This window comes from Agrobacterium sp. (assembly GCF_059499945.1).
The window spans coordinates 873,311-890,282 of sequence record NZ_JCABZP010000014.1 but is presented as its reverse complement, the minus strand read 5'-3'; the positions used below and the strand labels follow the sequence as shown (position 1 = coordinate 890,282).

The following is a 16,972-nucleotide window of genomic DNA, read 5'->3' as shown; positions in this document are numbered from 1 at the left end:
CCATGCCGCGACGCCGTCTTGATTTCCATCAAGGCGGCGTCGCGCATTGCGCAGCATCTTTGTGTGCGAAGGGCCGACGTTGGCTCGGGATCAGATGGGAACTTCAGATGACGGACATGTCCAGAACCAGCGCCTCGTTTCAACGCTTCATGACCGACGCCCCGGCTCACAAGGCGGCATGGCTTCAGGCCGTGCAGGGCCTGGGCGCGGCCTCCACACTCGATGTGAAGACGCAGAGCCTGATCTATATCGGTATTCTGGCCGCCCTGCGTCTGGAAAGCGGCATCGCTTTTCATGTGACGGAAGCCAAGGCGCACGGCGCAAGCCGGGAGGATATCATCAGCGCGGTGCTGACCGGTCTTCCCGCCGCCGGCAATGGCGTGATCAGCGCGCTTGGCCCTGCTCTCGATGCCTTCGATGGAGGCTGAAACCCGTTCCACGCGGCATCTCGAAACCGCCGGAATTGAAGTGCCGCTCACTGTTTTTCTTCATGAATCCCGCTTTTCCCGAAGCGGGAGCAGATTGTCCCGAAAAAATACGGAGTCGGTTCAAGGGGTTAAAATTCTTTTAACTTTTGCCTCTGGACACGGCGAATCGCATTTGATTCATTAGAGATATTCGAGCGGCGGCGCTTCGAATCACTGGGGACATCTAAAAGGCGGGACAATGACGAACGTGCGGCGGGCGACTGCGGGCGATGAGCGGCCGTATGCCAAATTTTCTGATCTTGCGGCCTGGGGCGAAAGGCTTTCCAGCGACCTGATGGGTTTGATGAATGGCTCCGACCGCCCGGCGCCGCAGGTCGAAACCCTGCTGAAACGTCTGATCCCCATTCTCATTCTCGCCTTCCTCGTTGTTGTCGCTGCCTCGCGCATGCTTGGCATCGTTGCCGAATACAGCCGCATGGAAGAGGCCGCCCGCCACTCCACGGCGCTGACGGCGCTGACGGCGAAAGCGGCCCTTATTAACAACGGTATCGTTTTCACCGCGCAGGACCGGACCCGCGCCGAGGCGAGCCTCGTCGCCGCATTGCCGTCGGGCAGCCTTGCCGATGGCACGATGGTGCTGCTGTCAGGCAGCAATGGCCGCATCTTCGCGGGCGCCGGCAAGGAGGCGATGCTTTATATCGGCACCTCACTGCCCGCCCTGCTTCCAGAAATCGCCATCGTGCAGCGTTTCCCCGGCTCGCCCGGCACCATCGAGACCAACATCGATGGCCAGCAGCATTATGCGACGATGATCCCCTTCGGTGATGACGGCGCCATGGTGATCGCGGCGCGTTCGCTGCAGCCGATCCGCTCCTTCTGGCGCAGCGAAATCGCCATGAACGTCACGCTGTTTGCCGGCATCTCCTCCATCCTGCTCGTTGTGCTCTACGCCTATTACATGCAGGTGAAGCGCGCCCGCGACGCCGACGACATCTTCGCCGAATCCAACCTGCGGGTGGAGACGGCGCTGTCGCGCGGGCGCTGTGGCCTCTGGGATTTCGATCTTTCCAGCCGGCGCATGTTCTGGTCCGGTTCGCTTTACGAAATTCTTGGGCTTCCGCCGAAGGCAGCACCGCTCTCCTTTTCCGATGCGGCCCGCATGATGCATTCCGAAGACGGCAATCTCTACGAGCTTGCCCGCGCCGTCGGCTGCGGCAACCTGCGCCAGATCGACCAGATTTTCCGCATGCGCCATTCCAAGGGTCATTATGTCTGGCTGCGCGCCCGCGCCCAGGTCATCCGCACCAATAACGGCCCGCGCGTCATCGGCATCGCCATGGACGTCACCGAACAGCACCGCCTCGCCCAGCGTTATGCCGAGGCGGACCAGCGCCTTGCCGACGCCATCGAATCCACCTCGGAAGCCTTCGTGCTGTGGGACAAGAACGATCGCCTCGTGATGTGCAACACCCACTACCAGAAGGCCTATGGCCTGCCTGACAGCGTGCTGGTGGCCGGCACGGAAAAAAGTACGGTCCATGCCGCAGCAGCCCGCCCCGTGGTTGAACGCCGCGTTGCCGATCCGGACCAATCCGGCCTGTCGCGCACCATGGAAGTGCAGCTTGCCGATGACCGCTGGCTGCAGATCAACGAGCGCCGCACCCGTGACGGCGGCCTCGTCTCCGTCGGCACCGATATCACCCTTCTGAAGCGCCATCAGGAACGGCTGCGCGATTCCGAACGCCGGCTGATGGCAACGATCGGCGACCTCTCCGCCTCGCAGCACAAGCTGGAACGGCAGAAGACGGAACTTTCCGACGCCAACGCCAATTATCTCGCCGAAAAAGAGCGTGCGCAGGCCGCCAACCGGGCGAAATCCGAATTCCTCGCCAATATGAGCCACGAGCTGCGCACGCCGCTCAACGCCATCCTCGGCTTTTCCGAAATCTTGCAAAACGAGATGTTCGGGCCGGTCGGCTCGCCGAAATATTCCGAATATGCCCGCGATATCCATGACAGCGGCAAACACCTGCTCAACGTCATCAACGATATTCTCGACATGTCGAAGATTGAAGCGGGCCATATGCGCATCAACCGCGAGACGATCGATCTTGCGCCGCTGATCGAGGAGACGCTGCGGCTGACCGCCATTCAGGCCCAGCAGAAGAACATCACCGTGCAGCAGAAGGTCTGCGCCGGGCTGACCATGCAGGGCGACCGCCGCGCCATGAAGCAGATCATGCTCAACCTGCTCTCCAACGCGGTCAAATTCACCGGCGACGGCGGCCGTATCGCGCTGCGCACCCATGTGCATGAGGCCGCGATGATCCTCACCATCGCCGATACCGGCATCGGCATCCCCGCGCAGGCGCTCAACAAGATCGGCCAGCCTTTCGAGCAGGTGCAGAGCCAATATGCCAAGAGCCAGGGCGGTTCCGGGCTTGGGCTGGCGATTTCCCGCTCACTGGTGAAGCTGCATGGCGGGACGATGAAGATACGCTCATGTGAGGGTCGCGGCACGGTGGTGACGATCATTATTCCGCATACGGCGGGCGTGTGTGGGACGGTGCATTGAAGCTTGGTGTGTTTCGCGCGCGCCCATTTGCGCTGGAGGGTGCGGTTTACCCCCCTCTACCCTGCCGGGCATCTCCCCCTCAAGGGGGGGAGATCGATGCGCGTCGCTCTTCAGCCCATCTTTAACGTTGCGAATGAGCGAGCGTTAGCTCCCAGCTGATCTCCCTCCTTGAGGGGGAGATGCCCGGCAGGGCAGAGGGGCGTATCGCCCCACCCACCGAGATCAGCCGCCATTCTTCACCACCGCCACAAACGCCTTGCGCACTGCTTTCGCCAGCCGCTTCACCTCTCCCTCAAGCGTTGAGATATCCGGGCAATCCCCCGCCCGGCACACGAGGTCGATCAGGCCCGCCGGCGCCTCTTTCGGATTGAACGTCCCATCAATGCACAGCCGCACGATCTGCGAGATTTCGGTATAAAGCCCCATTGCCGCCATGCAGTCATCGAAAGCCTGCGGCTCCATGACAGGCGCGGCGAGCGCCTGAAACGCCTCGGCCGTATTGCGACCCGGTTCGTGCGCAGCAAGCCCTTTCACCGGCCCAACCAGCGCCAGATATTGGGCGATGAATTCGAGGTCGATCAGGCCACCGTTGATGAGCTTGAAGTCCCAGTTGTTTTCCGGCGGTTTTTCCTGCTCGATGAGGTTGCGCATGTCCAGCACGTCGACGGAAACCTTGGCCGCATCGCGCTTTTGCGAAAGGATGGAAGCGATGATGCGGCGCGCATCTTCCATCAGCGAGGCATCGCCGCAAATCAGGCGGGCGCGGGAGAGCGCCATGTGTTCCCAGGTCCAGGCTTCCTCGCGCTGGTATTTCTCGAAAGCGGAGATGCGCGTCGCCACCGGCCCCTTGTTGCCGGAAGGGCGAAGCCGCATGTCGACCTCGTAAAGCACGCCTTCCGCCGTCGGGGCCGACAAGGCAGCAATCAGCCGTTGGGTAACGCGAGTGAAATAGCGCACCACATCGAGCGGCTTTGCACCGGTGGATTCATGGGCGGCATCGTCATAATCGTAAAGCAGGATGAGATCGACATCCGAACCAGCCGTCAGCTCGAAGGAGCCGAGCTTGCCCATGCCCATGACGGCGACACGGCCGCCAGGATAGAGCCCATGCGCCGCTTCCATCTCCGCCAGAACCGCATTCAGCGCCGCCTCGATCACCAGATCGGCCAGGTGGGTGAAAGCGCGGGCGGCGACTTCGCCGCGGATTGCGCCGGTCAGAAGCCTGACACCGATCAGGAAGCGCTGTTCGGCGGCAAAGATACGCAGCCGGTCGAGAATATCCTCGTAATGGCGGGCGTTGGAGAGGAAATTGCCCATGCGGTGGGCGAGATAATCGCGTGTCGGGATGTCGCTCATCAGCGCCGGGTCCAGCATGCCGTCAAAGACATGCGGGCGGGCGGCGATGATTTCGGCAAGGCGCGGTGCTGATGACATGATGGTCACCAGCAGGTCGAGCAGCGCCGGATTGTTGCCGAGCAGCGAAAACAGCTGGATGCCGGCCGGCAGGCCGGAAAGGAAATTATCGAAACGCAGGAGCGCCTCATCCGCCCGCTTGCTTTCACCGAAGGCGCGCAGCAGGTCCGGCGTCAGCTCCGTCAACCGCTCGCGCGCCTCGACCGATTGGGTGGCCCGGTAACGGCCATTGTGCCAGGTGCGGATGACGCGGGAGATATCCTCCGGCCGCTCGAAGCCGAGGGCGGAGAGTGTTTTCAGCGTATCGGGATCGTCCTTCTGGCCGGTGAAGACCAGATTGCCAGCCTCGCCGGAGAGTTTCGTTTCCTGCTCAAACAGCGCGGAATAACGCCGCTCCACCAGCCGCAGCACTTCTTCCAGCTTTTCCGAAAAAGCCTTGGTGTCGTCAAAGCCGAGCATGAAGGCAATGCGCTTCAATTCGGCTTCGGTATCGGGCAACACATGGGTCTGTTCATCGCGCACCATCTGGATGCGATGCTCCACCTCACGCAGGAACCAGTAGGCGTCGGTCAGGCTGTCGCGCGTTTCGGCATCGATCCATTTCGCCTCGGTCAGTGCAGCAAGCGCCTCCTGCGTTGCCCGCACCCGGAGCGCCGGCATGCGACCGCCGGCGATGAGCTGCTGCGTCTGGGCGAAGAACTCGATCTCGCGGATGCCGCCGCGCCCGAGCTTGACATTATGACCCTTCACCGCAATCGCGCCATGGCCCTTATGGGCGTGGATCTGCCGCTTGATGGAGTGGATATCGGCAATCGCCGCGTAATCGAGATATTTGCGGAAGATGAAAGGCGTCAGCTCGCGCAGGAAGTTCTCGCCCGCCTTCATGTCGCCGGCCACCGGCCGCGCCTTGATATAGGCGGCGCGTTCCCAGTTCTGCCCCCTGCCCTCGTAATAAAGCAGCGCCGCTTCCACGGGAATGGCGAGCGGCGTCGAGCCGGGGTCGGGCCGCAGCCGGAGATCGGTGCGGAAGACATAACCATCGGCCGTGCGCTCCTGCATGATGCGCACCAGACGGCGCATCATGCGTCCGAAATTCTCCGTCGCATCATAGGGATCGTCCATGATGCCGGCGGAGGGTTCGAAGAACACCACGGCGTCGATGTCGGAGGAATAGTTGAGTTCGCGCGCACCGAGCTTGCCCATGCCGAGCACGATGAGGCCCGATCCTTCGCTGGGGGCTGCGACATCCTTCAGTTTCAGCTTGCCGCTCTCATGGGCCGACAGCAGCAGGTGATCGATGGCGGCAGAGAGCGCTGCATCCGCCATGTCGCTCAGCCAGCGGGTCGTATCACGCGCGGTGAAGATGCGGGCGAGATCGGCAAGTGCGGCGATAAAGGAAAGCCGCCGCTTGGCTACTCTCAGCCGCGACATCACCTCGTTTTCGCTCGGTATACCGCCCTCGTTCCCGGACTTCCAGCAATCGCGCGCCTCGCGGACGAGACCGGTCAGCAGCGGCTCAAGCGGTTTCGAAATCGCCAGCGACAAAAGCCCTTCATCCGCCGACGCCATGTCGCGCAGATAGGGAGACAGCGTGAAAGCCGCAGCGATAAAGTCTTTGAGCGCGCTTTCACCGGCAAGCAGCGCGGCCACCGCCGGCTCACCCTTGCCGATATCCTTCAGCGTCGAAAGAACGGATTTCAGTTCCGTCTGCGTATAGGGGCGGATCATCCCCGGCAGAACCTCGCTCAGCCGCCTTTCAGCGGTTTCCCGTTTCGTCACTGTCTCTCTCCCTCTTCCGCCTATTCTCTCGCCGCTCTTCGACCGTGCCCGGCTTTCAGGACCGGATGCACCGCATCCGAAACGTTCCTGCCGCCGCACCTTTGCCGAAGCCTCCCGGCGCATGCATGTGGCGTTGTAACAAATGCGGGCCGCTTTGCGATCAGAAAACCGCCGGTGGCGATGTTTTCCAAAGCGCCGCACCGCGTAATGTCTCCGCAATTGTGCCCGCGTAGCGTCATCCTCAACGAAACCCGACTCCCCGGTTTTCCAACGCTCGATGCTGCAACGGATATGATCATGAAACAGATTTTTACAGTAAAATGGCAAAAGAACCTGCGCGCGATGGCCCTTTGCCTGACAGCGTTGCCTGTTGCGCAGGCGATCTGCACACCGGTCTTCGCCGCCGATATCGGTAAATCGGACAGGGTGGCCGATCCGCAGGGCAATTTCGACAATGCCCGCTACAGCAGTTCCAGCGAGTGGAAGATCACGCTCGGCGCAGGTGCGGCCTATGCCCCGAAATATGAAGGTTCGGACAAGCTGGAAGTGGGCGCCGTCCCGCTGGTTTCCGTCCAGTATGGAGAAACCCTGAGCATCGATTTCAGCGGCGTTACCGTCAATCTTCTGAACCAGAACGGCTTCCGGCTGGGCGTCAAGGGTGGCTGGGAAGCGGGCCGCAAGGAAAAGGATGACAAGAAGAACCTGCGCGGGCTGGGCGACATCAAGGCCGGCGGCGTGGTCGGCGGCGTCATCGCCTATGGCGTCGACCCCTTTGAAATCTACGCCAAGGTGGACAAGACCATCGGCGGCAGCGAAGGCCTCACCGCCACTGTCGGCGCAAGCGTCTCGCACAAAGTCGACCAGTTCATCTTCGGTGCGGATCTCTCCGCCACCTGGGCGGATGACAACCACATGAAATCCTATTTCGGTGTCACCTCGGCCCAATCCGCCCGCTCCGGCCTGCGCCGTTATGACGCCAAGGCAGGCTTCAAGCGCATCGACGCCAGCGCCTCGGTTTCCTATCTCATGACGGAGAACTGGATGATCACCGGCACCGGCGGCGTCGGCTTCCTGCTGGGCGACGCCAAGGACAGCCCGGTGGTGAAAAAGGATATCCAGCCCTTCGCCATGATCGGCGTGGCCTACACGTTCTAAGCCGCGCGGGAGAAATACACGTCCATCCCCCGCCCGTCCCCATGAGGAAAGGCGTCCCTGCCCTCACGCCTCCTCATCCAGTGAAACGCCGCAAGGCGTTTCACTGGGCCGCCATGTTCAAAGAATCCTGTCGCTGTATTCCGGCGGCGCCACCCAGCACTCTTCATGCTTTCCGAACCAGCGGTAGCGATTGCGGGCGACAAAGCGATAAACGGGATCGCGCAGAAATGCGGGAATGATGCGCAATACGGTAACCAGTCGCCAGGGCATGCCCAGCGCCTCATATATGCTCAGAACAGCATCGCTGTCCTGCCGCACCCTGCCGTCATCCACGACCAGCATGCTGACGGGATCTTTCGGGTCCATATCGTAACGACGGTAAATTTCAGCGCCGATCTCGCTCTGCATGGAGGCCAGGCGGAAATATCCGGCCCTGTCATGCCGCAGTACGAATTGCGCATTCACGGAACACAAGACACATTCCGCATCGAACAGAATGATCGGGCCATGCCCGTCGTCGATCAGAGGAACCGTATCTGCCACCCGTCACACATCCTTTCGTCCATCGCGCGCGATTTCCGAACAGAGCCATTGCAGTCGATCAACCGAACCATTCTCCAGATCATCTTTCAATATAATCTTGAAAAACAGTCATTTCCCGGCAAGCCTTGCTCATCCGCAGAACTCACCGGTGTGAAGACCCACTGGCTTCATCAGCCAGCGATGCTTACGCCCTGGGAATGGGAAACACCATCGAAACCGTCAGCCCCGGGCAGGCCGTATTCGAGGCATCCGTGTCGGATAGCACCAGCGATCCGCCATGCAGTTCCATGACGGCCTCCACCAGCGACAGGCCGAGCCCGGTTCCCGGCTTGGAGCGGCTTTCATCCAGCCTGACGAAACGTTTCAGCACCTCGCCGCGCTTGTCGGCGGGAATGCCGGGACCGTTATCGGCGACGGAGAGCACGATGGCCTCCGGCTCTCTTGCCAGACGGACGACGAGTTTCTTGTCACCTTCGCCCTCGCAGGCATATTTCATGGCGTTGTCGATGAGGTTGGAGAGCGCCTGGCCGATCAGTTCGCGGTTGCCCTTTACCGAAAGGTCAGCCTCTATTTCGGCTTCCAGAGCAAGCCCGGCATCCTCGGCTACAGGCTCGTAAAGTTCGGCGCTGTCGGCGGCAATCGCCGAGACGTCGACATCGGTCATTTCCGCGGCAATCGAACCGGCCTCGACGCGGGAAATCATCAACAGCGCGTTGAAGGTGCGGATAAGCTGGTCTGACTCGGCGATGATGCCTTCAAGGGCCGCGCGCCGTTTCGTCTCGTCATTGTCGTCAAGGGCGGCGGCCGCCTTGTTGCGCAGCCGCGTCAGCGGCGTCTTCAGGTCGTGGGCGATATTGTCGGAGACCTGCCGCAGGCCTTCATTCAGCTTCTCGATGCGGCCGAGCATGGCGTTCAGCGAGCCGGACAGGCGGTCGAATTCATCGCCGGATCGGCCCTGCGGCAGACGCTGGGAAAGGTCGCCGGCCATGATCTTCTTGGTCGCCGCAGACATGCGGTCGATGCGTTTCAACGCATTGCGGCCGATACCGAACCAGATGAGCAGCGCGCCGCCGCCCATGATGGCGAGCGCCACCATCAGCGCATTGCGCACCAGCGCCCGGAACTTGGTCGGCTCGCCGAGATCGCGGCCGATCAGGATGCGCAGGCCGTTGTCCAGCATGAAGATATTGGCGGTGGCGAGATGCTGCACGCTGTCGCCGCTTTCGGAATAACGCTCGTAGCGGAACGGGAAGCCCGTCCAGCCCTCCTTGTCGAAGACACCGGGCTGAACGGAGGCAACGTTGCCGGCAAGGATTTCACCATTCGGCCCGGCGATGACATAAAGGCTCGCACCCGGCTGGCGGGCGCGGCGCTCCATCATCCTGAGAAGCGGGTTGATGCCGCCGCGATTATATATCCGCTGCACATCCGAGACTTCCTGCAGCACCGCATCACGCGTCTGCTGGTTCAGCAGCCTTTCGGAAAGGGCGGTGACATAAAAGACGAGGAAGGCGGCGCAGAGCGCGAACAGCAGGATATAGAGCGCCGAAAGGCGCACCGCTGTCGACCGGAACACTATTCTGAGGCGGGCCATTTTCGCCAATCAGCCCTCGTCCTTCATCATGTAACCGGCGCCGCGGATGGTCTTCAGAAGCGGCTTCTCGAAGTCCTTCTCGATCTTCGAGCGCAGACGGGAAACATGCACGTCGATGACATTGGTCTGCGGATCGAAGTGATAGTCCCAGACATTTTCGAGAAGCATGGTGCGGGTCACCACCTGGCCGGCATTCTTCATCAGATATTCCAGCAGGCGGAATTCGCGCGGCTGCAGCAGGATTTCCTTGCCGTTGCGGCGCACATCGTGCGACAGCCGGTCGAGTTCGAGATCGCCGACCCGGTAGATCATGTCCTGCTCGGGCTTGCCCTTGCGGCGGCCCAGCACCTCGATGCGGGCGAGCAATTCGGAAAAGGCGTAAGGCTTCGGCAGATAATCATCGCCGCCGGCGCGCAGGCCGGTCACGCGGTCATCCACCTGCCCCAGCGCGGAAAGGATCAGAACCGGCGTCTCGATACCGCGGCGGCGCAGCTCGCTGATGACGGAAAGCCCGTCGCGGCGCGGCAGCATGCGGTCGATCACCATCACGTCATAGGCATTCTCGCAGCCCATGAACAGGCCGCTCTCACCGTCGCTCGCGTGATCGGCGACGATCCCGACTTCGCGGAACGCCTTGGTCATATAGGCCGCAGCCTCTAGGTCGTCTTCAATGACTAGAATCTTCATGTGCGGGACAATAGCGCCCTCGCCCTTTTCCGCACAACCGGAAACAGATGCGGGAGAGACTTCCTGAACCTTGTTTTCCATGGAATTTCCTCCGAAGATCGGGCCTTAAGCACCATCGCGCTTCCAGGCTGAACAATCGCCTATGGATCAGGCGGGTGCCGCTTGTTTCTTCTCCCCGGCGGGGAGAAGAAAAGGGCCATAGCGCCCTGCCATACTCAACCGCCCCGTCTCAAGAGCGAGATGCGATGCCGGGTCCCAAAAGAAGCCGGCATCGCGTTTCAGCGTATCAACCCTGGTCGATATCCAGAGCGATGAAGCGGCTGCCATCATCCGTCTGGATCTGGAACAGCGCCTTGGAGCGTCCGTCCTTCTTGGCCTGCTCGAGAATCTTCTCGATATCGGCGGCGGAAGCGACCTGCTGGTTGTTCACCGAGGTGATCTTCTCACCCGTCTTCAGGCCACGGGCAGCGGCATCGCTGTCGGGGTCGACATCGGTGATGGCAAGGCCATTGCCGTCATCGGCGGGAGAAACCGTCAGGCCGAGACTGGACAGCACCTTCTCGCTGGAAGACTGGTCGCCCTTGTCGTCGTTCTGGGTCGGCGTCGCCTTGGAGGCGTCGTCGCTTGTAAGATCACCCAGCGTCACTGTGACCGACTGCGACTTGCCACCGCGCCACAGCGAGATTTCAACCTTGGCGTTGGGCGCCATGCCACCGATGCGGCGCGACAGGTCGCGGGCATCCTTGACGGGCTCGCCATTGACGGCGGTGATGATGTCACCCTGCTTGATGCCGGCCTTGTCGCCCGGCGAGCCGGACTGCGGCGAAACGACGAGCGCGCCGCTTGCTTCAGCGAGGCCAAGCGATTCGGCGATATCCTTGCTGACCGGCTGGATCTGCACGCCGAGCCAGCCGCGTTCGACCTTGCCGTCCTTCTGCAGATCGGCAATCACGTCCTTGGCGACGGATGCCGGAATGGCGAAGGCGATGCCGACATTGCCGCCCGACGGCGAGAAGATGGCGGTATTGATGCCGACCACTTCGCCATTGAGGTTGAAGGCCGGGCCACCCGAGTTGCCACGGTTCACGGCGGCGTCGATCTGCAGGTAATCATCATAGGGGCCGGAGCCGATATCGCGGCCGCGGGCCGAAATAATGCCTGATGTCACCGTGCCGCCGAGGCCGAAGGGGTTACCGACGGCGACGACCCAGTCACCGACGCGGATCTTGCTGTCATCGGCAAACTTCACATAGGTGAACTTGCGGTTCACATCGACCTTCAGGAGCGCAAGATCGGTGCGCGGATCACGGCCGACGAGCTTGGCTTCGAGTTCGGTACCGTCGTTCATGACGATCGTATAGGCGGAGCCATCATCGACGACATGGTTGTTGGTGACGATGTAACCATCTTCGGAGATGAAGAAGCCGGAGCCCTGAGCGACGGGACGAAGCGGACCCTTGCCGTCACGGTGGCGATTCGGACCACGTTCGGAGCGATCCTGGTTCGGACCACCGAATTCCTTGAAGAAGCGCTTCAGCGGATGGTCATCAGGCAGCTGGTCAAGGCCACGGCCGCCAAAATTGAAGGAGAAATTGCTGGAGTCATCGGAAGCGGGCTGCACGTTCGACTGTACGCGAACGGAGACGACGGCGGGCGATACCGCATCGACCACATTGGCGAAGCTTGGAACCTGCGGCGCATTCACCTCGACGGGAGCGGCGAACGAGTGGAGGATCGGGGCGGCGATGCCGGTGGAAAGCATCAGCGCCGCAAGGCCGCCAACGGTCGTGGCCTTCAGAGCCGTCTTCAGCGAGGCCGTCTTCAGCGAGGAATGGCCGTTTTGCGAATGAGACATGGTGTACCTTCTTTCTTCATTCAGACTGGGCCCCGTTTGACCGGGGGAGAAGCGGTGGATGATGAAGATATAGGAGGCGACACCTTACGGCGAAGTGTCTGACGAATGAAAAATCCGTAATGTTGAAAAAGTACCGGGGAATGAAATGGAAACCGGTTATTTTTCAATGAGATTGCGGATTCGCTCTTCTTCGTCCGCGCTCAGCTTCTGTGGCTGTTCCTGGCTTGCGCGGCGGCGGGAAAACACGAAGACGGCGAAAATCCCCGCAAGGGTGAGACCAATGGGCGCGCCCCACAGAAGCACGGTGCGAAGGCTGAGGCGCGGTTTCAGGAGCACGAACTCGCCGTAGCGCGACACGACGTAGTCAATGACAGCCTTGTCGCTGTCGCCTTGAACCAGCCGCTCGCGCACCAGGACCCGCAGATCGCGCGCCAGTTCGGCATTGCTGTCGTCGATCGACTGGTTCTGGCAGACCATGCAGCGGAGCTGAGACGTCAGGTTCCGGGCGCGCTGTTCCAGCACCGGGTCTTTGAGGACTTCGTCGGGGTTGAACGCGAAGGCCGGAGAGGCTGCCGCGAAGATGAGGGTGAGAAGAAGCCCGAGCGCTACCACAAACTCCCTCATTCCGCCGCCTCCGGCATCGCCGTTCGCACCGGCTTCGCCTTGCGATTCGGCGCACCGACCCGCAAACGCCGGTCCGAGAGCGAGATGAACCCGCCCGCCATCATGAACAGCGTGCCGCCCCAGATGCACAGGATGAAGGGTTTCCACCAGATGCGCACCACCATGCCGCCATCGGTCATGGGATCGCCAAGCGAGACATAAAGCTGGCTGAGGCCGAAGGTCAGGATACCCGCTTCCGTCGTCGGCATGCGCCGCGCGGTATAGAGCCGCTTGGAGGACCACACATCGGCCACTTCGACACCCGCCTTGCGGATGGTGAAATGGCCGCGATCCTCGGTGAAATTCGGACCGACGGCGTGGCGGATACCGTCGAAGGTGAGGCTGTAGCCGCCCGCTTCCGCCACCATGCCCTCCTTCATCTCAAGCACCGTTTCCGTCTCGAAAGTGGTGACAATGACGATGCCGAGCACGGTGATGCCGAGCCCCATATGCGCCAGCGCCGTGCCGAAGGCCGAACGCGGCAGGCCTTTGAGGCGGCGAAATGCGATGCCGAAGGCCAGCTTGCCGAAATTGGCGCGATACCAGAGATCGGCAAGCGCCCCGAAGATCAGCCAGAAGCCCGCAGCGATGCCGAGTGCGGCCAGCACCGGACCGCCATTTTCGATGTACCAGAGCGTCAGACCCGCGAGAGCCGCAAGCGCCGCGGCCACATAAAGCCGCTGGAATGCGCCGAGCAGATCGCCGCGCTTCCAGGCGAGCATCGGGCCAAAGGGCGTGACGATCAGGATCGGGATCATCAGGAGGCCGAAGGTGAGGTTGAAGAAAGGCGCGCCGACCGAGATTTTTTCGCCCGTCAGGGTTTCGAGAATGAGCGGGTAAAGCGTGCCGATCAGCACGGTTGCCGTGGACACCGTGAGGATGAGGTTGTTGAGAACCAGCGATCCCTCACGCGAAATCGGCGCAAACAGCCCCCCGGCCTTCAGCGAGGGCGCGCGCCATGCAAAGAGCGCGAAGGCGCCGCCGATGAAGACGGTCAGAATGCCAAGAATGAAGATGCCGCGGCTCGGATCGGTGGCGAAAGCATGCACGGAGGTCAAAACGCCGGAGCGGACAAGGAAGGTGCCGAGCAGCGACAGCGAAAAGGTCATGATCGCCAGAAGCACGGTCCAGATTTTCAGCGCCTCGCGCTTTTCCATGACAAGCGCCGAATGAAGCAGCGCGGTTCCGGCAAGCCAGGGCATGAAGGAGGCGTTTTCCACCGGATCCCAGAACCACCAGCCGCCCCAGCCGAGTTCATAATAGGCCCAGTAGGAACCCATGGAAATGCCGGCGGTCAGGAAGGTCCATGCGGCGAGTGTCCACGGCCTCACCCATCGCGCCCAGGCGGCATCGATGCGCCCTTCCAGCAGCGCTGCGACGGCGAAGGAAAAGCAGACGGAAAAGCCGACATAACCGAGATAAAGCAGCGGCGGATGGATGGCGAGGCCGAAATCCTGAAGGATCGGATTGAGGTCCTGCCCCTCGGCCGGCACCGGCTCCAGCCGCAGGAAGGGATTGGAGGTGAGCAGGATGAACAGCAGGAAGGCGACCGAAATCCATGCCTGCACCGCAAGAACATTGGCTTTCAGCGTTTCCGGCAGGTTGCGGCCGAAGGCGGCGACGAGCGCGCTGAAAAACACCAGAATGAGCAGCCACAGCAGCATGGAGCCTTCATGGTTGCCCCACACGCCGGTCAGCTTGTAGATCATCGGCATCAGCGAATGGGAGTTTTCCCAGACGTTGCGCACGGAAAAATCCGAGACGGCATAGGCCCGCGTCAGCGCCGCGAAGGAAAAACCAACGAGCAGGAACATCATGACGGAGCCGAGCGAGGCGACATCCATCAGCGCCCGGTCGTTGCGGCGCGCGCCGATAACCGGCAGCGTCGAGACGATCAGCCCCACCCCAAGCGCCAGCACCAGAACGTAATGGCCGATCTCGTTGATCATTTGGTTGCTCCGGTCTTGTCGGGCGACGTCGCACTGGCCGACGGCGTCGCGGCGGCGGGTTCCTCACCCTCTCCGCCATGCTGCCACAGGCCCTTGTCCTTCAGCCGGTCTGCCACTTCCTTCGGCATGTAATTCTCGTCGTGCTTGGCCAGCACGCTGTCGGCCACGAAGCCGTGGGTCGCGGCGTCGAACATGCCTTCGGTCACCACGCCCTGCCCTTCGCGAAAGAGATCGGGCAGAATGCCGGTATAGCTGACCGGCACATTGGCCTCGCCATCCGTCACCGTAAAGCTCACCGTGCGGCCCTCGCCGCGCTTGATCGAGCCTTCCGCCACCAGCCCGCCAAGGCGGATGCGGGTGCCGGGGTTGACGGGCGTCTTCTCCAGATCGGCGGGCATGTAGAAATAGGCAATCGACTGGCCAAAGGCGAACATGACGAGCAGCACGGCTGCAACGATGAAGCTCATGCCGCCGCCGATGATCGCGAGACGTTTCTGTTTGCGGGTCATTGCGTCACTCCCTGCGGCGCAGCATCCTGTTGCCCGTTCGTACGGATCGGCCCGGCGGAAACGCCAAGTTCCTTCGCCAGCGCCAGAAGCTGCCTGCCCTGTTCACCCTCCGGCGGGAAAGCCTTCAGCCCCGCCCGCAGGGCCTCTCCGGCCTTGGCTTCGTTCTTCAGCACCGAATAGGCGCGTACAAGCCGCACCCAGCCTTCAAAATCGGCGGGGTTTTCCTTGAGCTTGGCATCAAGGCTCGACACCATGCCTTCGATCATCGCCTGCCTGTCGGAAGCCGTCATATCGTTGGCCGCCGCCATATCCTCAGCGTTCGGGCCGGGCGCGGCAGGGTTCGCCGCGCCGCCGGTGCGGGCGATATGCTCTTGAACCAGCGGCAGCCACGGCGCGCCGGCCGGCGCATCGGCCGCCAGCGCTGCAAAGGCCGCGCGTGCTTCCTCCGCCTTGCCAGCCTGCTCCAGCGAAAGCGCCAGATAGAAGCGGGCGCGCGGATTGCCGGGTTTCAACTGTTCGGCCTGCGCAAACGCATCGCGCGCGGCCTCGATGACGATGCCGTCATTGCCGGCAACCAGCGTTTCGCCAAGGCCCGTCAATCGTTCGGCGCTCGGGCCCAGAATACGAAGCGCATTGCGATAGGCAAGCTCGGCGTCGCCAAGCCGCAATGTCTTGAAATAGATCGGCGCGAGAATGTCCCAGCCCGCGCCGTCATCCGGGTTCTGCGCCAGATGCCTTTCGGCCCGTGCGACCAGCAGGTTCATGTCGTTACCGGGCTTTTCAAGACGTGCCTCGAGCGGCATGTCCGGCACCTCCGGACTGCCGTTCCAGATGTAAAGACAGAGGCCGAGTGCGGGCAAGAGAATGGTGATGAGGCTGGCGGCGAGATTGTGCCGCAGCGGACGCGCCTCTCTGCCGGGCTGCTCTTCCGTCTCGGCGGCAGCGAGAAGCCGGCGGCCGATTTCGGCGCGGGCATAATCCGCTTCGGTTTGCCCGATCAGGCCGGCGGCGCGTTCGCGGTCCAGCTCGGCCAGCTGGTCGCGATAAACGGCAACCTCACCGTCGCGGCGCGTCTCGGGCGCCTCGGTCTTCCGCATCAGCGGGTACATCAGGACGATGGCAACAGCCGCCGTCAATATCGCAACGACAATCCAGAACATAAGGCTCAATTACTCGAATGCGCGGCACATGGAAACATGAAGCGCGGGGATGACGCGAATTTGAGACATCACGCCGCACCGCAGGCCATCTCCCGGCTGCACCGCTATGCCTCTTCTTGTCATCGCAAAAGGCCCGTGACCTTGATTTACGTCAAACTGGTTACGTCAGCGGCGACCAGCTTCCATCGGCATTGCGGCAGGCTGCACCGCGCGCCCTGGTTTCCCGTCCGTCGACCGTCAAGGTATGCGAATATTGCCGGCAATTCTGATTGCCGACCTGATAGGGCGCATTGGCGACCACCTGGCCCTTGGCGTCATCGCCCGTCCAGGTGACAGGCGTGCCGACCGGGGCTGTTTCCAGCGCCTTATATTCGGCTTCCAGCGCCTTGGTCTGGTCACCCCTGTCAAGCTCAACGCCGCTTCGCCCGACAATGCCGCCTTCCAGATTGGCAAGAAAGGGCGTCGAGGGCTGCGCAGAGCGGCCAAACAGGCCGCCGCCCGCCGGGCGGGTGCCCGTAGTGGTGCAGGCGCTCAGCATCGATACGCACAGGATCGAGAGAAGTGCCGGGCGTGACACCAGCGAACGCATTGTCACGGAGCGGCAGCCATCATACACGTCAACCAAACCCTGTCCTCTTTCCTACCGCATTGCACCTAATATA

Annotated in this window: 13 protein-coding genes; 3 read left to right on the top strand and 10 right to left on the bottom strand. The window is 61.9% G+C overall.

The annotated features are described in order from the left end of the window. The first annotated feature begins 107 nt into the window (after positions 1–107). Together AC5I5B_RS16120 and AC5I5B_RS16115 are read left to right on the top strand one after the other, a co-directional pair. A complete protein-coding gene (locus AC5I5B_RS16120) occupies positions 108–428 on the top strand; it encodes a carboxymuconolactone decarboxylase family protein (RefSeq protein ID WP_003509790.1) in 321 nt (106 codons plus the stop codon). Between the two features lie 238 nt (positions 429–666). Further along, positions 667–3,003, top strand: a complete 2,337-nt coding sequence (locus tag AC5I5B_RS16115; RefSeq protein WP_112277709.1) for a PAS domain-containing sensor histidine kinase — start codon at positions 667–669, stop codon at positions 3,001–3,003. A gap of 222 nt (positions 3,004–3,225) precedes the next feature. Here AC5I5B_RS16115 and AC5I5B_RS16110 read toward each other — a convergent pair whose 3' ends face one another. Beyond that, positions 3,226–6,195 carry a bifunctional [glutamine synthetase] adenylyltransferase/[glutamine synthetase]-adenylyl-L-tyrosine phosphorylase gene (locus tag AC5I5B_RS16110; RefSeq protein ID WP_111834253.1) on the bottom strand — a complete coding sequence of 990 codons (2,970 nt, stop codon included), beginning with the start codon at positions 6,193–6,195 and terminating at the stop codon, positions 3,226–3,228. A gap of 291 nt (positions 6,196–6,486) precedes the next feature. Here AC5I5B_RS16110 and AC5I5B_RS16105 point away from each other — a divergent pair, with 291 nt between their 5' ends. After that, positions 6,487–7,350: a MipA/OmpV family protein gene (locus AC5I5B_RS16105; protein ID WP_162695511.1), complete on the top strand. Its 864-nt coding sequence runs from the start codon at positions 6,487–6,489 to the stop codon at positions 7,348–7,350. A gap of 117 nt (positions 7,351–7,467) precedes the next feature. Here the strand turns inward: AC5I5B_RS16105 and AC5I5B_RS16100 are convergent, their stop codons facing one another. From AC5I5B_RS16100 to AC5I5B_RS16060, 9 genes are all read right to left on the bottom strand, one after another. After that, entirely contained in the window at positions 7,468–7,893 is a 426-nt protein-coding gene (locus AC5I5B_RS16100) for a thiol-disulfide oxidoreductase DCC family protein (RefSeq protein ID WP_111792460.1), read from the bottom strand. A gap of 184 nt (positions 7,894–8,077) precedes the next feature. Beyond that, the gene (locus tag AC5I5B_RS16095; RefSeq protein ID WP_111792467.1) at positions 8,078–9,487 is read right to left on the bottom strand and encodes a sensor histidine kinase; all 1,410 of its coding nucleotides are present in this window, start codon (positions 9,485–9,487) and stop codon (positions 8,078–8,080) included. A gap of 9 nt (positions 9,488–9,496) precedes the next feature. Further along, on the bottom strand, positions 9,497–10,255 hold the full coding sequence (locus AC5I5B_RS16090; protein WP_020009721.1) for a response regulator transcription factor: 759 nt from the start codon (positions 10,253–10,255) through the stop codon (positions 9,497–9,499). 205 nt (positions 10,256–10,460) lie between these two features. Further along, entirely contained in the window at positions 10,461–12,029 is a 1,569-nt protein-coding gene (locus AC5I5B_RS16085) for a Do family serine endopeptidase (RefSeq protein WP_020809582.1), read from the bottom strand. 156 nt (positions 12,030–12,185) lie between these two features. Next, on the bottom strand, positions 12,186–12,653 hold the full coding sequence (locus AC5I5B_RS16080) for a cytochrome c-type biogenesis protein (RefSeq protein ID WP_003509801.1): 468 nt from the start codon (positions 12,651–12,653) through the stop codon (positions 12,186–12,188). Beyond that, complete coding sequence (locus AC5I5B_RS16075) at positions 12,650–14,641, bottom strand: heme lyase CcmF/NrfE family subunit (RefSeq protein WP_111834252.1); 1,992 nt, start codon at positions 14,639–14,641, stop codon at positions 12,650–12,652. Before AC5I5B_RS16075 ends, AC5I5B_RS16080 begins: the two co-directional genes overlap by 4 nt. Then, entirely contained in the window at positions 14,638–15,150 is a 513-nt protein-coding gene (gene ccmE, locus AC5I5B_RS16070; RefSeq protein WP_020809581.1) for a cytochrome c maturation protein CcmE, read from the bottom strand. Before ccmE ends, AC5I5B_RS16075 begins: the two co-directional genes overlap by 4 nt. After that, the gene (ccmI, locus tag AC5I5B_RS16065) at positions 15,147–16,310 is read right to left on the bottom strand and encodes a c-type cytochrome biogenesis protein CcmI (protein WP_003509809.1); all 1,164 of its coding nucleotides are present in this window, start codon (positions 16,308–16,310) and stop codon (positions 15,147–15,149) included. Before ccmI ends, ccmE begins: the two co-directional genes overlap by 4 nt. Positions 16,311–16,470: 160 nt before the next feature. Beyond that, positions 16,471–16,899 carry an RT0821/Lpp0805 family surface protein gene (locus tag AC5I5B_RS16060; RefSeq protein ID WP_031233662.1) on the bottom strand — a complete coding sequence of 143 codons (429 nt, stop codon included), beginning with the start codon at positions 16,897–16,899 and terminating at the stop codon, positions 16,471–16,473. Positions 16,900–16,972 lie beyond the last annotated feature (73 nt).

Coding starts and splice junctions, on each gene's coding strand:
- AC5I5B_RS16120 (WP_003509790.1), top strand. CDS start 108: ATGACGGACATGTCCAGAACCAGCGCCTCGTTTCAACGCTTCATGACC.
- AC5I5B_RS16115 (WP_112277709.1), top strand. CDS start 667: ATGACGAACGTGCGGCGGGCGACTGCGGGCGATGAGCGGCCGTATGCC.
- AC5I5B_RS16105 (WP_162695511.1), top strand. CDS start 6,487: ATGATCATGAAACAGATTTTTACAGTAAAATGGCAAAAGAACCTGCGC.
- AC5I5B_RS16095 (WP_111792467.1), bottom strand. CDS start 9,487: ATGGCCCGCCTCAGAATAGTGTTCCGGTCGACAGCGGTGCGCCTTTCG.
- AC5I5B_RS16090 (WP_020009721.1), bottom strand. CDS start 10,255: ATGGAAAACAAGGTTCAGGAAGTCTCTCCCGCATCTGTTTCCGGTTGT.
- AC5I5B_RS16085 (WP_020809582.1), bottom strand. CDS start 12,029: ATGTCTCATTCGCAAAACGGCCATTCCTCGCTGAAGACGGCCTCGCTG.
- AC5I5B_RS16080 (WP_003509801.1), bottom strand. CDS start 12,653: ATGAGGGAGTTTGTGGTAGCGCTCGGGCTTCTTCTCACCCTCATCTTC.
- AC5I5B_RS16075 (WP_111834252.1), bottom strand. CDS start 14,641: ATGATCAACGAGATCGGCCATTACGTTCTGGTGCTGGCGCTTGGGGTG.
- ccmE (WP_020809581.1), bottom strand. CDS start 15,150: ATGACCCGCAAACAGAAACGTCTCGCGATCATCGGCGGCGGCATGAGC.
- ccmI (WP_003509809.1), bottom strand. CDS start 16,310: ATGTTCTGGATTGTCGTTGCGATATTGACGGCGGCTGTTGCCATCGTC.
- AC5I5B_RS16060 (WP_031233662.1), bottom strand. CDS start 16,899: ATGCGTTCGCTGGTGTCACGCCCGGCACTTCTCTCGATCCTGTGCGTA.